The following is a 13364-nucleotide window of genomic DNA, read 5'->3' as shown; positions in this document are numbered from 1 at the left end:
GGGCTTCTTCTTTTCCACGCAGGCGATCGGCCGCGGGTCCGGCCCTCGGCCTCAGATCGGGGGAGCGCCGGGGCGGGTCGCGCCGCGGTTGTTGTTGAACCGGCCGACATTGCCCAGGATCTGCTCGAGGATGCCGAGTTCGCGGCCGGCGGTCGGCGTCCTGCGCTCGACCAGGGCGACCTCGTGGCCGTCGCTGGCGTCGAGCTGCTTCATCTCCTGGACCCGGCCGGTGTCGTCGAACCGGATCTGGATCACCTTGCGCTCGATGATCTCGGGGTTGAAGAACGCCGTCTGCTCGGTCCGCTGACCGATGTAGTACCAGGTGTTGCGGTCGAAGGTGCTGGTGCTCGACGGGCTGCCGAGCAGGGCCGCGACCTGGTCGCGCGTGCTGACGCCGGGCTGGATCTGCTGGAGACGGTCGGCTTCGGCGAGGTTGCCGCGGGTGTTCACGGTCGGGGAGCAGGCCGCGAGCGCCAGGCCGAGCAGGCCGAGGGCTGTCGCGTTCCGCAGGAGGGTTTTGGACGTCATCGCGGTCTTCGGGCTATGCGGGCCGGAATGCCGGATTGACGGCGTCGCCGCCGGCCCTAATGTGGCGCGACAATCGCACCGCGCGCCGATCACTGTCAACGACGTGGAACCCCTGCCGTGCTGAGATGGATGTTTTCCCGCGCGGACCGTGAGGCCCCCCGCGCCGCCTACGCGGCGCTCGTCGAGCAGGCGCGCGCGCCGACCTTCTACCAGGAGCTCGGCGTCCCCGACACGGTCGACGGACGCTTCGACATGATCGTCCTGCACCTGTTCCTGCTGCTGGCGCGGCTGAAGGGGGAAGGGGCGGAGGCCGAGGCCTTCGGCCGGGCCGTCACCGAGGTGATGGTGGCGGACATGGACGAGAACCTTCGCGAGCTCGGCGTCGGCGATCTGTCGGTGCCGAAGCGGATCGGCGAGATGGTCGGCGGGCTGAACGGGCGCATCGCGGCCTATGGGCGCGGCCTCGCCGCGGCGGAGCCCCGGCCCCTGGAGGTTGCGCTCGAAAACAACCTCTACGGCACGGTGATGGAGGTCGATCCGGCTGCACGGGCGGCCATGGCCTCCTATATGAGGCGGGAGGCGGCGGCGCTCGCGGCGCAGCCGCTGAACGCGCTGCTCTCCGGGCGGGTCGTCTTCGGCACGCCGCCCGAACCGCCGCGCTGAGCCAAGGTTTTCAGGGGCAGCGATGCCCCGCAAGGAGTGATGAGGATGGAGCCCAACGCCAGAGCCCCGGCGCCGGAGTTCTCGCGCCCGGTGCAGGCGGACAGCATCGGACACGAGGCCGTCCAGCGGGAGATCGAGGCGACGCCGGAAGAATGCGCGGCCCTGGCGCGGCGCCTGGACCTCGAGGCGATCGGGTCCCTCCGCGCGTCCCTGCGCCTGCGGCGCGCCCGCGGCGGCCAGATGGTGCGCATCGAGGGCCGGATGCATGCCGAGGTCGTCCAGACCTCGGTGGTCTCCCTGGACCCCGTGCCGAACACGGTGGAGGAGGAGTTCGCCGCCCTCTTCGCGCCGCCAGAGCTGGTGCCCGAGGGCGGGCTGGAGCTGGACCTGGACCCCTATGCCGAGGACGATCCGGAGCCGATCGAGAACGGCCGGATCGATCTCGGCGAGCTGACGGCGCAGCACCTGTCCCTGGCTCTCGACCCTTATCCGCGCCTTCCCGGGGAGGAGGCGGATGAGGGGGGCGAGGCCGAAGGTGGATCCGCCCAGCCGGAGCCCCAGACCGAGGAGCGCCGGCAGCCTTTCGCGTCGCTGGCGCGCCTGAAGGACCGCCGATAGCCCGCGCCGGCGGGGCGGGCGGGCCGGGGCCTGTGAAGGATCCCGGTTCCGTCTTGCTCCGGGGAAACCGTTCCCTTATACAAGCGGGTCTCTGTAGGCGGCTCTCCCGGGCCGCCTTTTAGAATTTAGAGAGCATAAAACCATGGCCGTTCCGAAGAAGAAGACCTCGCAGTCGCGGCGCAACATGCGGCGTTCGCATCATGCGCTGAGCGCGATGGCGCACAACGAGTGCAAGAACTGCGGCGAGCTGAAGCGTCCGCACCACGTCTGCTCCCATTGCGGCCAGTACGACGGTCGCGAGGTCGTCGAGTCCACCGCTTCCTGATCGGACGCGGCTCGGGGAGGTAGGCCCAGTTGAGCGCGCGTCTTATCATCGCCCTCGACGGCATGGGTGGCGACCACGCTCCTGAGATGGTGGTCGCGGGCGCGGACAAGGCGCGGGAGCGCTGCCCAGACATCGCCTACCTGTTCTTCGGCGATGAGGCACGGATCGGACCGCTTCTCGAGAAGTATCCGGGGCTGAAGGCGATTTCCGAGATCCGGCACACGCCGGACGCCATCGGGAACGACGCCAAGCCTGCCGTGGCGCTCCGGGCCGGCCGCAACTCCAGCATGAGGCTCGCCATCGATGCCGTGGCGTCGGGCGAGGCGGCGTGCGCGGTCTCGGCCGGGAACACCGGCGCGCTGATGGCGATCGCCAAGTTCGTGCTGAAGACGCTGCCTGGCATCGACCGTCCTGCGATCGCCTCGTTCTTTCCGACCGAGCGCGGCGAGAGCGTGATGCTCGACCTGGGTGCGAATGTCGAATGCGACACCCGCAACCTCGTCGAGTTCGCCGTCATGGGCGCGGTCTTCTCGCGTGCGCTGCTCGGCCTGCGCGAGCCCACGATCGGCCTCCTGAACATCGGTTCGGAGGAGGTCAAGGGGCGGGAATCCCTGCGCGCGGCGGCCGGCGAGTTGCGCTCCATGAGCCTGCCCGGGCGTTTTCACGGCTTCGTGGAAGGCGACGACATCGCCAAGGGCACCGTCGACGTGATCGTCACGGACGGGTTCACGGGCAATGTGGCGCTGAAGACGGCCGAGGGGACGGTCAAGCTCTACTCCGAGCTGCTGCGCCGGACCTTCGCATCCTCTACCATGGCGAAGATCGGCTTCCTGCTGGCGCGCACGGCGTTCCTGAAGCTTCGCAAGCGCACGGATCCGCGGCGCTATAACGGCGCGATGTTCCTGGGCCTGCAGGGCGTCTGCGTGAAGAGCCACGGCGGCACCGACGCCATGGGCTTCGCCAATGCCGTCTGCGTGGCGGTCGACCTGGTTCGCCAGGGTTTCAACGACAAGATCAGGGAAGAGCTGGCCCGCCTGGGACCGCCGCTTCCGGATCCCAAGGCGGCGGCTCTCTGAATGGTCAGACGTTCCTGCATCGTCGGCGTCGGTTCCTACCTTCCCGCCCAGGTCCTGACGAACAAGGATCTCGAGGCGCGCGTTGACACCACCGACGAGTGGATCACCCAGCGCACGGGAATTCGGGAGCGGCACATCGCGGCCGAGGGCGAGCACACCTCGGACCTGGCCCTCGCGGCCGCCCGGCAGGCGCTGGAACGCGCGGGCATGCCGGCGCAGGCGCTTGACCTGATCGTCCTTGCCACGACGACGCCCGACCACACCTTTCCCGCGACCGCGACGAAGGTCCAGGCGGCGCTCGGCATGACGGGCGGCGCCGCCTTCGACGTGCAGGCGGTCTGCTCGGGCTTCATCTACGCGCTCGCCGTCGCGGACAACTTCATCCGCAGCGGCCAGGCCAAGAACGCTCTGGTGATTGGGGCCGAGACCTTCTCGCGGCTGCTCGATTGGAACGACCGCACGACCTGCGTCCTTTTCGGTGACGGCGCCGGCGCCGTCGTGCTGCAGGCGGTGGAGGGCGAGGGGACGAATGACGACCGCGGCGTGCTCTCGACGCATCTCCACTCCGACGGCCGCCACTACGACCTGCTCTGGGTCGACGGCGGCATCGCCCTCGGCCGCTCGGGATTCGTGAAGATGAACGGGCAGGAGGTCTTTCGCCACGCCGTTGGCCGCCTGGCCGAGGTGATGGAAGAGACGCTGGCCTTCAACGGCATGGATGCATCCCAGGTCGACTGGCTTGTGCCGCACCAGGCCAACCGCCGGATCATCGACGGGGCCGCGCGCAAGCTGAAGCTCTCCGCCGACAAGGTCGTGATCACCGTCGACAGGCACGGCAACACCTCGGCCGCCTCGATTCCGCTGGCCCTCGCCGCGGCGGTGGACGACGGCCGCATCAAGACCGGCGACGTGGTGCTGATGGAAGCCATGGGCGGCGGCTTCACGTGGGGCGCCGCGCTCGTCCGCATGTGACGAAAACCCGCTGCGGCACCTGAACATCGAACGCCAACTCTTTGGATTTGACGGCTTATCGGCCCGGCTTTAGGGTTCGACATGAACCGGTGCCGGAAGGAAACGTCATGTCCGAGACGGTCACGCGCGCGCAGCTGAGCGAGGCGGTCTACCAGGAGGTCGGCCTGTCGCGGAACGAATCCGCCGACCTCGTCGAAAGCGTCCTCGGGGAGATCTCGGACGCGCTGGCGCGGGGCGAGATGGTGAAGATCTCGTCCTTCGGCAGCTTTGCAGTCCGCAGCAAGGGACAGCGCGTCGGACGCAATCCCAAGACCGGCGAGGAAGTGCCGATCCTGCCGCGCCGCGTTCTCGTCTTCCGGGCGAGCCAGGTGCTGCGCAGCCGCGTGAACCAGGGTCTCGCCGCGCTCGAACCCTCCGATATCGAGGTCGCCTCCTGATGGCATCCCTGTTTCCGGAACAGCGGGTCCCCCGCACGCCGGTCAAGTCGGCCACGGCCTTCCGGACGATCAGCGAAGTCTCGTCCGAGCTGGAGGTTCCGCAGCACGTGCTGCGGTTCTGGGAGACCAAGTTCCCCCAGATCCGGCCGCTGAAGCGCGGCGGCGGACGCCGGTACTACCGTCCCGAGGATGTCGAGCTCCTGCGGCGGATCCAGCACCTTCTGTACGCGCAGGGTTATACGATCAAGGGCGTCCAGAGGCTGCTGCGCGAAGGTCGCGCGGCCGAGGCCGGCCACGATGACCAGGCGGAGCCGGCAGAGGCCGAGCTGCAGGCTGCCGGCGCGCCGGAGATGACCGAGGAAGCCGGCGCACCCGGCGACGAGCCCGAGCACGGCCGGAAGGCCGAGCTGCGCGCGATCCTGGACGAGCTTGTGGTGCTCCGCGACCTTCTGCGCGGCGCCTGAGGCGGGGCTCCCCGCCGCGCCATGTGCGGGTGCGGCGTACGGCGTAAAAATCGGCTCGACAGCGGATCATGCGGCGTTGCGCTGGTGGGGACGGGTCGCTATAGTCCGCCGCACGCCGCCCGGGGCGGCTTCCGCCGGCCCGCCGCGCGGATCAATGACGGCCGGTAGCGCAGCCTGGTAGCGCATCAGACTGGGGGTCTGAGGGTCGCAGGTTCGAATCCTGTCCGGCCGACCATGGACACGAAAAGGCCAGGGGCTTCCCCTGGCCTTTCTCGTTTCGGAGCCGGCCCGGCGAGGAGCACGGGGCGCGCTGTATTCGAGGGCGGGCTGCATCCGGCAAGGAAGCGTCAGGCGGGAACGTGGGCCTGAAACGACGAACGGCCCGTCGAGGGGCCGTTCGCTTCGCCGCGTCGTTGCCGACCGGCAATCTGATCTGGCGTCCCTTTTGGGACTTTCCTCCCTAAACTCGGGCCTTGCGGCATCCGCTGAAGACTTATCGTCGGAGCCGGACCGTGCTGTCAAGCACCCGCACGGCGTGCTGTGAAATCCACCCGGACCACTGCATAGGCGGCGAGGGCGGCCCGGCCGGTCTCGGTCAGGCGACAGACTTCCCAATCTGGCTTGAGCGGGTTGCTGAACCAGGGCTCAGCCCAGCCCGCGCGAAGGCAGGCGCGCACGATTCGGAATTCGACGCGCCGGCCCTCCTCGTCGAAGAGCGGCAGCTTGCCTCCGGGCTGACCGAGGCCGCGGGCAAGCCAGCGGATCTGGCGCGAATCCGGCCTCTGCTCGATGCCGGCGGTGCGGCGCGGTGATCGCGAAGCCTCTCGACCCAAGCTCGCCCTCCGGGCCGGTGACACCGGCGGCGCCCTGGGCTAGCGTTCCGGTCTTTCGAAAATATGGCCGGCACGGGTGGAATGGAAGCAGTCTTCATCTATGTCACCGCGCCCTCCGAGGAGGTTGCGACGTCCATCGCGCGGCCTGTCGTCGAGGAGGGCCTGGCGGCCTGTGCGAACATTCTGCGCGGCATGCGCTCGATCTATCGCTGGCAGGGCAGGATCGAGGAGGCCGAGGAGACGGTGCTGATCCTGAAGACGCGGGCTGCGCTGTTCGACGCGCTGGCCGCGCGCGTTCGGGACCTGCACCCCTACGAGTGCCCGTGCATCGTCGCCCTGCCGCTGGCAGCGGGAACGCCCGACTACCTCCGCTGGATCCTCGGAGAGACAGCACCGTCCTCCACCGCATGACCCCCATCCCCGGCGGCCGAGTTGTCGCATCGCGTTGCGCATGCGACGGTTCGTCGATCTGACCATCGGCTGAGCCCGCCATGACCGTCGACCCTGCGCGTCTCTCCATCGGCTTCTCGTGCCTCGGCCATGCGGTGATGCATGTGCTGACAGCGCTGTACCTCACCATTGTCCTGGGGCTCGAGCGCGACTGGGCCATCGGCTACGACACGCTGATAAGCCTGTGGACGGTCGGCGCGGTTCTGGTCGGGCTCGGCGCGCCGCTGGCGGGCTGGCTGGGCGATCGCTGGGGCGACGCCCGGATGATGGTCGTGTTCTTCGTGCTGACCGGAGCCGGTGCGATCCTGGCGGCGCGGGCCGAGGGCACGGGTGAGCTGATGGTGGCGTTGGCCGTCCTGGGGCTCGGTGCGTCGATCTACCATCCCGTCGGAATGTCCTGGCTGGTGAAGGTCGCGACCAACCGTGGCCGGGCCATGGGGGTGCTCGGGATCTTCGGAAGCCTCGGCATCGCCATGGCGGCCGTGATTGCCGGCGCCCTGATGGACTGGCGCGACTGGCGCGCCGCCTTCTGGGTGCCCGGCGCCGTGTCCCTCGCATGCGGCGCCGCGTTGTTGGTCTGCATGGCCGCCGGCCTCGTGATCGGTGGCGCCGATGGGGCCCGCGGCGCGAAGCATACCGCTGCGCCGAGCCGGGGCGACCTGATCCGGGCCTTCGTGGTGCTGTCGGTCACGATGGTCTGCAACGGGCTGGTGTTCCAGTCGACCATGACGGCGATGCCCAAGTGGTTCGGCGAGACCATGACCGGCCTCGCGGGCGGAGGGCTGCTCGGCATCGGAGGGCTGGTGACGGTCGTTTACCTCTTCGCGAGCGTCTCGCAACTCCTGGGCGGCGTGCTGTGCGACCGCTACCCGCTGAAGCGGGTCTATGTTGCGTGCCTGCTGCTGCAGGTGCCGCTGCTGCTCGTCGCGGCGGGCCTGACCGGGCTGCCGCTGCTCGTCGTGGCGACCGTCATGGTCTTCGCCGGCAGCCTGCAGATCCCGGCCGAGAACCTGCTGCTCGCACGCTATACGCCGGCCCGCCACCAGGGCCTCGCCTATGGCCTGAAGTTCGTCCTGTCCTTCGGCGCCTCGCCGCTCGGCGTCTTGATGGTGGCGGCGGTCTACGACCGCTTTCAGAGCTTCTACTGGCTCTTCATGCTGCTCGGCGGCCTCGCGGCCTTGGCCTTCGTGGCGGCCTGCCTGCTGCCCCGGGAGCCCCGGGCGGAACCGGCTGCGGCGGCGATCCCGGCCGCCGCCGAATAGCGGGAACCCGGCGCCGCCCGCCGGCTGCGTGCCGGCGGGCGGCGCCGGGCCAGAGCGCTAGGGAATGGCCTTGCGCAGAGCCTGGTCCAGGTCGGCGATCAGATCCTCGGCGGTCTCGATGCCGACCGAAAGCCGGATCACATCGGGTGTCGCGCCCGCGGCGGCCAAACCTTCGGGCGTAAGCTGCCGGTGCGTGGTCGAGGCCGGATGGATGATCAGCGACCGGGTGTCTCCGATATTGGCGAGGTGGCTGAACAGCTCCACGCTCTCCACCAGCCGCACGCCGGCGTCATAGCCTCCGCGCAGCCCGAAGGTGAAGACCGCGCCCGCGCCGCGCGGCAGGTACTTCCTGGCAAGCGGCCGGTATGGGCTGGATTCGAGGCCGGCGTAGTTGACCCAGGCGACCGCGGGGTGGCTCTCCAGGAACTCGGCCACCTGCTGGGCGTTCGCGCAGTGCCGTTCCATGCGGAGCGCCAGCGTCTCGATGCCCGTGATGGTCAGGAAGGCGTTCAGCGGCTGCTGGCTCGGCCCGAGGTCGCGCAGGCCGACGGCGTGGCCGTAGACCGTGAAGGCCATATCGCCAAAGGTCTCGTGGAAGCGCAGCCCGTGATACCCGGGCTCGGGCTCGCTCAGCGCCGGGTAGCGACCCGAGGCCGTCCAGTCGAACTGGCCGCTGTCCACCACGACGCCGCCGACCGAGTTGCCGTGGCCGCCCAGGAACTTGGTCGTGGAGTGGACGACCAGCGTCGCGCCCCAGTCGATCGGCCGGCACAGATAGGGCGTCGCCATGGTGTTGTCGACGATCAGCGGGAGACCCGCCTCGCGCGCGATGCCTGCAATCGCCTCGATGTCGCTGACCACGCCGCCGGGGTTGGCCAGGCTCTCGATGAAGATCGCCTTGGTCCGTGGCGTCAGCGCACGGCGGAAGTTCTCGGGATCGTCGGGATCGACGAACACAGCGTTCCAGCCGAACGCCCGCGGGAAGCTGTTCGAGAACTGGTTCAGGGAACCGCCGTAGAGCTTTCTGGAGGAAACGAATTCGTCGCCCGGCTTCATCAGCGGGAACAGAGCCATCATCTGGGCCGCGTGGCCCGAGCTCGTCGCCGTCGCGCCACGGCCGCCCTCGAGATTGGCGAGCCGCTCCTCGAGCACCGAGACGGTCGGGTTCGTCAGCCGCGAATAAATGAAGCCGACCTTCTGCAGGTTGAACAGCGCCGCCGCGTCGTCGACGTCCTCGAAGACGTAGGAGGTCGTCTGGTAGATCGGTGTGGCCCGGGCGCCCGTCGCAGGGTCGGGCGCGGCGCCGGCATGGACGGCGCGGGTCTCGAATCCGAAGCTTCTTTCGGTCATCTCGGGCCTCACATCAGCTTGCGCACGGCTTTCACCGGCCGGCGCTTGGTCGTGATCACGTTGGAGTTCAGGCCGCCCCAGCCGAGTTCGCCATGCAGGCGCGAATACTCGATCTTCGGGCAGCGGTTCATGACGACCCGAAGGCCGGCCGCCTCGGCCCGGCGGGCCGCGTCGGGGTTGAGCACGCCGATCTGCATCCAGACAACCTTTGCGCCCAGCTGGATCGCCGCGTCGGTGATCGGGCCCGCGGCCTCGGAGCCGCGGAAGATGTCGACCATGTCGACGGGGAACGGGATGTCGGCCAGGGACGCATAGGCGGTTTCGCCCAGCACCTGCTGCCCCGCGATGCCGGGATTGACCGGGATCATGCGGTATCCCTTGGACTGCAGGTACTTCATGGCGAAGAAGGATGGCCGGTTCCAGTTGGCCGAGGCGCCGACGACGGCAATTACGCGGACATCTGAAAGAATGCCGCTAAGGTATTGATCGCTATATGTCTCGTGATCCACGGGTCCTGCACCCCAGGGTGAAGCGGCCTAATCCACGATCCGGCGTTGGGATTTGATGAGGAAAATCCGCTAAATCGCACTGCGTGCGCCATCATTCACTGGTTCACCGCGCTCCCGTCAAGTCGGGCGTGGTACGGCCTGCCGGCGGTGCCGCGCATTGCCGCTCGGCGGATGATGCGGCAAGGACCGGCGCTTGCTATTCGTTGCGCGCCCGCGATCCTCTGCCTCGCGGCATACGGTACGAAGAAGCGGTTCGGGACGGCTGTCGTGACACTGGACGAATTCAAGCGAGCGGTGAGGAGGCATCTGGCCCTCGGACAGGTCGATATCGCGGCGGACCTGCTGCTCGCGCTTGAAAGGCAGGCGCCCGACCATCCCGTCGCGCATCACTTCGTCGGAAAGATCCTGCTGCGGCAGGGGAATCATCTCGGAGCGATGAGCCGTCTGTGCCGCGCGCTGGCGCGCGATTCCGGCAACCGTGAGATTCTCGAGGATCTCCTGTCCCTGAGCCGTGTAATCGGCGACCAGTCCGGGATCAGGAGCTACGAGCAGGCCCTGGCGGCACTTCCGGCCGCGCCGCGGGCCGTTGTGTTCGGGGACAGTCATGCCCTTCACTGCTTCGGCCGGGTGGATTGGTGCGAAAGGCACTGGCTCGGACCGCGGACCATGCACCGTGTCGGACGGGAGGGGCTCGACGGGATCGACCCCCGGGCCTACTACCTGCCGCAGCGTGCAGACGTGGTGATGGTCTTCGGCGAGATCGATGCCCGCGCGCATATCGGCAGGCAGAGGGACGAACGCGGCCGCGATCAGGACGAGGTGATCGGGGATCTGGTTGCGAACTACATCGATGCCGTCTGCGCAATCCGGTTGCTGGGTCCGGCCGGGGCCTACGTCGTGTGCGGCGTTGTTCCGCCCGGCGAGTACGAGATGAATCCGGAGTTTCCCACCTACGGATCGCTGCAGGACCGAGCCCGGATCACCGCGTCGCTCAACGGCGCCCTGCAGAAGGCGGCAGACGCGGTCGGCCTGCTCTACCTCGATCTCTACACGCCCTTCGTCCAGGAGGACGGAACCTTCGATCCGGCGTTCACCGATGACAACGTGCATGTTCGCGAGGACCTTTCGCCGTACTGCGGCGCCATGCTGAAGCGGCTGCTTCGGAGGCATTCTCCGTAGAGCCGCTTCAATGCTCGGCGGGCGGACCTGCGTTCATGCGGCAGATCGTTGCGATTCTGCAACAACGTGGCGGCCGCGCCGCGTATCCGCGGGATGCCGGGGTGATGCAATCTGTAGGGTTAGCCCCTCTGCGTCGAACCCAGGCTGCGGCAGCATTGCGCGCATTTTGCGCGAATGGGCGGATACAGCGTGCAGGCGGCCCGGCGTGCCGCCGGGTGCCCCGTATCCGGCGCAACCGCGGCGTGAAGTTGCCAGATCCATACCGCTGCGACATCAGCCGTATCCGGGACGTTGCTCCTGACCGCGGAACACGGAACACGCGACGGAGCAAGGCATGGCGGCACCCCGCCCCGCATGGAAGGGCTATCTGAAACTCTCACTGGTCAGCTGCCCGGTCCGCATGTTCAACGCGGTCACCGGCACCGACAAGATCGCCTTCAACCAGCTGAACGGGCGGACCAACAACCGCGTGCGCACGAAGCTCGTCGATGCCGGGACGGGGCAGGACGTCGACCGCGCCGACATCGTGAAGGGCTTCAGGATCGAGGAGGAGCGCTATCTCGTGATCGAGGACGAGGATCTCGAGAAGCTCCAGGTCGAATCCTCCAAGACCATCGAACTGACGCGCTTCGTCCCCTGCGCCGACATCGACCCCCTGTTCTACGACCGCCCCTACTACCTCGCGCCGGACGGACCGGTGGCCCAGGAGCCGTTCCGCGTCATCGTGGAAGCTCTGCGGCGCCAGGACCGAATGGGGCTTGGCCGCGTCGTCCTCGCCAACCGCGAACGCCTTGTGGGCCTTCGCCCGCGCGAGAACGGCCTGCTCGTCTCGACGCTGCGCTCCGCCGACGAGGTCCAGGACGCCTCGGCCTATTTCGACGGAATCGAGGAGGGGCGCCTGGACGAGGATCTGGTCGCCCTGGCCGAGCAGATCATCGGCAGCAAGTCCGGCCCCTGGAAGCCCGAGGAGATCGTCGACCGCTACCAGGAGGCGCTGAAGGACCTGGTGAAGGCCAAGATGGCGGGCCAGGAGCCCGTGCGCAGCCGCAGCGCCGAGCCCAGCAACGTGATCGACCTGATGGCCGCCCTGAAGAAGAGCTTGGAGGCCGAGGGGATCACGACGAAGCCGGCGGCCAAGGGGCGCGCCCGCCAAGCGAAGCCGGAGCAGGGAAGGCCAGTCCAGGGGAAGCCTGCTCCCAAGCCGAGCGCCAAGGCCGCGCCGGCTGCAAAGGCGAAGACCGCTACCCGGGGCAGGAGAGCATCGTGATCGAGGTCGGAACCCCCGTCAGCGTGATCGGCCGCGTCGTCTCGATGCCGGTCCACCGCCTGTTCCGCCTGCTGCAGCGCGAAGGCGCCGTGCCGCGCCGGCAGATCACCGCCCGGACCGAGCTGATCGTGGTCGGCCAGGGAGCCGCCACCATGCTGCGCGGCGACCGTCAGCGCTGGACGGAGCTCGTGGACAAGGCCTGGGCCATGGGCGCCGACATCGTGAGCGAGATCGGCATCCTGCGCGCTCTGGGGATGCTGCCGCCTCCGGCGGTGCAGGGCGGAATGGAGCTGGCCAGGGCGGCCCAGCTCGCGGGGCTCGAACAGGACGCGCTCGACGCCCTGGTGTTCTTTGATGTCCTGATTCCGCACGACGGCAGGCTGGAGTTCCGGGACGTCGTCCTGGCCCGCGAGGCGGCGCGGCTGATGGGGCAGGGGGTCAGCCTGTTCGCTTTGATCTCCGAGCTGGGGCCGGCGCGCCGGCGCGCCGTTCTGGGCCGGTCGGCGGATTTCGCGGGGCGGCGGCTGGTGCTCGGCAGCGACGGACGGGTGGCGATCAGGGTCGGGTCGGCGCTGTCGGACCCCGACGGCCAGTTCCTCTTCGACGTGCCGGACCTTCCGAAGCCTACCATCGACGATGTCTACGCGGCCGCAGAGCGGGCGGAGGAGGGCGACGACCTGCGGCTGGCTGCCCGCATGTATCGCTTGGCGGCCCAGCTCGACCCGCAGGATGCGATTGCCTTCTTCAATCTCGGAAATGTCCTGGTCGGGCTGGGCGAGGACGCTGAGGCCCGCGCCATGTACCGCCGCGCGGTGGAGGTCGACCCGACCATGGCAGACGCCTGGTACAACCTCGGCTACCGCTTGGCCGAGGCTGGCCGGAAGCACGAGGCCGCCTCGGCATTCCAGAAGGCGATCGAGGCCGAGCCGTCCTACGCCAACGCCTATTTCAACCTCGCCTTGCTGCACCACGAGCTGGGTTCCCCTGCCAATGCGCGCATCCTGCTGACCCAGTATCTGGAGCTCGAGCCCGACGCCCAGCCCTGGGCGGCGCGGGCCCGCAAGATGCTGCGCCTGCTGTCTGTTCCGGAGTACGGATGAGCGGGCGCTTCAGGATCACGCTGCATGGGCCGGGCCGGCGCCGGGTCCTCGGCGAGATGACGCTGGACGAGGCCAGCGTGATGCTCGCCCGCGAGGGGCTTGACCTGCCGGCGGCCGGCCATGACGTCTTCGCCGAGGACGGAAACGGCCCGGTCTTCCACTTCGCGCCGGGCTTCTCCGACTGGTCCGGCGGCTGGGAGCCCGTCTGAGATCCGCGTGAGGCCGGGGAGGAGGGAAATGCTGGCGAACCTCCGATCGCGCGCGCTTTCGTGCGCCGGGTGTGGGGATCATGAGCCTGGATGCCGGCTTTGCCGGGATCGCGCTGGCCTGC

Annotated in this window: 17 protein-coding genes and 1 tRNA gene; 15 read left to right on the top strand and 3 right to left on the bottom strand. The window is 68.7% G+C overall.

The window, feature by feature from the left end; all coding sequences use genetic code 11:
• Window positions 1–51: 51 nt before the first annotated feature.
• Window positions 52–528: an outer membrane protein assembly factor BamE gene (locus tag JUB13_RS11615; RefSeq protein WP_207478956.1), complete on the bottom strand. Its 477-nt coding sequence runs from the start codon at window positions 526–528 to the stop codon at window positions 52–54.
• A 117-nt stretch (window positions 529–645) separates the two neighbouring features.
• Between JUB13_RS11615 and JUB13_RS11610 the strand changes: the two genes are divergently transcribed.
• The 11 genes from JUB13_RS11610 to JUB13_RS11560 all read left to right on the top strand — a co-directional run bounded on the left by JUB13_RS11610 (window position 646) and on the right by JUB13_RS11560 (window position 7628).
• Complete coding sequence (locus JUB13_RS11610) at window positions 646–1191, top strand: ubiquinol-cytochrome C chaperone family protein (protein ID WP_207478955.1); 546 nt, start codon at window positions 646–648, stop codon at window positions 1189–1191.
• 39 nt (window positions 1192–1230) lie between these two features.
• The gene (locus JUB13_RS11605) at window positions 1231–1809 is read left to right on the top strand and encodes a YceD family protein (protein ID WP_236024886.1); all 579 of its coding nucleotides are present in this window, start codon (window positions 1231–1233) and stop codon (window positions 1807–1809) included.
• 142 nt (window positions 1810–1951) lie between these two features.
• Window positions 1952–2134, top strand: a complete 183-nt coding sequence (gene rpmF, locus JUB13_RS11600; protein ID WP_207478954.1) for a 50S ribosomal protein L32 — start codon at window positions 1952–1954, stop codon at window positions 2132–2134.
• Window positions 2135–2163: 29 nt separating this feature from the next.
• Entirely contained in the window at window positions 2164–3210 is a 1047-nt protein-coding gene (plsX, locus tag JUB13_RS11595) for a phosphate acyltransferase PlsX (protein WP_207478953.1), read from the top strand.
• Entirely contained in the window at window positions 3211–4182 is a 972-nt protein-coding gene (locus tag JUB13_RS11590) for a beta-ketoacyl-ACP synthase III (protein WP_207478952.1), read from the top strand.
• Between the two features lie 107 nt (window positions 4183–4289).
• Window positions 4290–4619, top strand: coding sequence for an integration host factor subunit alpha (locus tag JUB13_RS11585; protein ID WP_207478951.1), 330 nt, complete (start codon window positions 4290–4292; stop codon window positions 4617–4619).
• Window positions 4619–5083, top strand: a complete 465-nt coding sequence (locus tag JUB13_RS11580; RefSeq protein WP_207478950.1) for a MerR family transcriptional regulator — start codon at window positions 4619–4621, stop codon at window positions 5081–5083. Before JUB13_RS11585 ends, JUB13_RS11580 begins: the two co-directional genes overlap by 1 nt.
• Before the next feature lie 158 nt (window positions 5084–5241).
• Window positions 5242–5318, top strand: a tRNA-Pro gene (locus tag JUB13_RS11575).
• Between the two features lie 277 nt (window positions 5319–5595).
• On the top strand, window positions 5596–5895 hold the full coding sequence (locus JUB13_RS32195) for a hypothetical protein (protein WP_207478949.1): 300 nt from the start codon (window positions 5596–5598) through the stop codon (window positions 5893–5895).
• A 102-nt stretch (window positions 5896–5997) separates the two neighbouring features.
• On the top strand, window positions 5998–6327 hold the full coding sequence (gene cutA, locus JUB13_RS11565) for a divalent-cation tolerance protein CutA (protein WP_207478948.1): 330 nt from the start codon (window positions 5998–6000) through the stop codon (window positions 6325–6327).
• 80 nt (window positions 6328–6407) lie between these two features.
• Window positions 6408–7628 carry an MFS transporter gene (locus JUB13_RS11560; protein WP_207478947.1) on the top strand — a complete coding sequence of 407 codons (1221 nt, stop codon included), beginning with the start codon at window positions 6408–6410 and terminating at the stop codon, window positions 7626–7628.
• A 57-nt stretch (window positions 7629–7685) separates the two neighbouring features.
• Here the strand turns inward: JUB13_RS11560 and JUB13_RS11555 are convergent, their stop codons facing one another.
• The gene (locus JUB13_RS11555) at window positions 7686–8978 is read right to left on the bottom strand and encodes an O-acetylhomoserine aminocarboxypropyltransferase (protein ID WP_207478946.1); all 1293 of its coding nucleotides are present in this window, start codon (window positions 8976–8978) and stop codon (window positions 7686–7688) included.
• A gap of 8 nt (window positions 8979–8986) precedes the next feature.
• Entirely contained in the window at window positions 8987–9487 is a 501-nt protein-coding gene (locus JUB13_RS11550) for a CoA-binding protein (protein WP_207478945.1), read from the bottom strand.
• A gap of 45 nt (window positions 9488–9532) precedes the next feature.
• Between JUB13_RS11550 and JUB13_RS11545 the strand changes: the two genes are divergently transcribed.
• The 4 genes from JUB13_RS11545 (at window position 9533) to JUB13_RS11530 (ending at window position 13242) form a co-directional block, all read left to right on the top strand.
• Window positions 9533–10666, top strand: a complete 1134-nt coding sequence (locus JUB13_RS11545; RefSeq protein ID WP_207478944.1) for a hypothetical protein — start codon at window positions 9533–9535, stop codon at window positions 10664–10666.
• Between the two features lie 334 nt (window positions 10667–11000).
• Window positions 11001–11933, top strand: a complete 933-nt coding sequence (gene ku / locus JUB13_RS11540) for a non-homologous end joining protein Ku (RefSeq protein ID WP_207478943.1) — start codon at window positions 11001–11003, stop codon at window positions 11931–11933.
• Window positions 11930–13033, top strand: a complete 1104-nt coding sequence (locus JUB13_RS32015; protein ID WP_207478942.1) for a tetratricopeptide repeat protein — start codon at window positions 11930–11932, stop codon at window positions 13031–13033. Before ku ends, JUB13_RS32015 begins: the two co-directional genes overlap by 4 nt.
• Window positions 13030–13242 carry a hypothetical protein gene (locus JUB13_RS11530; protein WP_207478941.1) on the top strand — a complete coding sequence of 71 codons (213 nt, stop codon included), beginning with the start codon at window positions 13030–13032 and terminating at the stop codon, window positions 13240–13242. Before JUB13_RS32015 ends, JUB13_RS11530 begins: the two co-directional genes overlap by 4 nt.
• Window positions 13243–13364 lie beyond the last annotated feature (122 nt).

The organism is Arenibaculum pallidiluteum, from assembly GCF_017355985.1.
GTDB lineage: Bacteria > Pseudomonadota > Alphaproteobacteria > Azospirillales > Azospirillaceae > Arenibaculum > Arenibaculum pallidiluteum.
Note: the sequence above shows the minus strand (reverse complement) of the source record. Positions and strands in the feature narration are given on the sequence as shown.

Bases quoted from the DNA above. Each gene is read 5' to 3' on its own strand.
- JUB13_RS11555 (WP_207478946.1), bottom strand. From the start codon at position 8,978: ATGACCGAAAGAAGCTTCGGATTCGAGACCCGCGCCGTCCATGCCGGC.
- ku (WP_207478943.1), top strand. From the start codon at position 11,001: ATGGCGGCACCCCGCCCCGCATGGAAGGGCTATCTGAAACTCTCACTG.
- cutA (WP_207478948.1), top strand. From the start codon at position 5,998: ATGGAAGCAGTCTTCATCTATGTCACCGCGCCCTCCGAGGAGGTTGCG.
- JUB13_RS11560 (WP_207478947.1), top strand. From the start codon at position 6,408: ATGACCGTCGACCCTGCGCGTCTCTCCATCGGCTTCTCGTGCCTCGGC.
- JUB13_RS11580 (WP_207478950.1), top strand. From the start codon at position 4,619: ATGGCATCCCTGTTTCCGGAACAGCGGGTCCCCCGCACGCCGGTCAAG.
- rpmF (WP_207478954.1), top strand. From the start codon at position 1,952: ATGGCCGTTCCGAAGAAGAAGACCTCGCAGTCGCGGCGCAACATGCGG.
- JUB13_RS11530 (WP_207478941.1), top strand. From the start codon at position 13,030: ATGAGCGGGCGCTTCAGGATCACGCTGCATGGGCCGGGCCGGCGCCGG.
- JUB13_RS11585 (WP_207478951.1), top strand. From the start codon at position 4,290: ATGTCCGAGACGGTCACGCGCGCGCAGCTGAGCGAGGCGGTCTACCAG.
- JUB13_RS11590 (WP_207478952.1), top strand. From the start codon at position 3,211: ATGGTCAGACGTTCCTGCATCGTCGGCGTCGGTTCCTACCTTCCCGCC.
- JUB13_RS11605 (WP_236024886.1), top strand. From the start codon at position 1,231: ATGAGGATGGAGCCCAACGCCAGAGCCCCGGCGCCGGAGTTCTCGCGC.
- JUB13_RS11615 (WP_207478956.1), bottom strand. From the start codon at position 528: ATGACGTCCAAAACCCTCCTGCGGAACGCGACAGCCCTCGGCCTGCTC.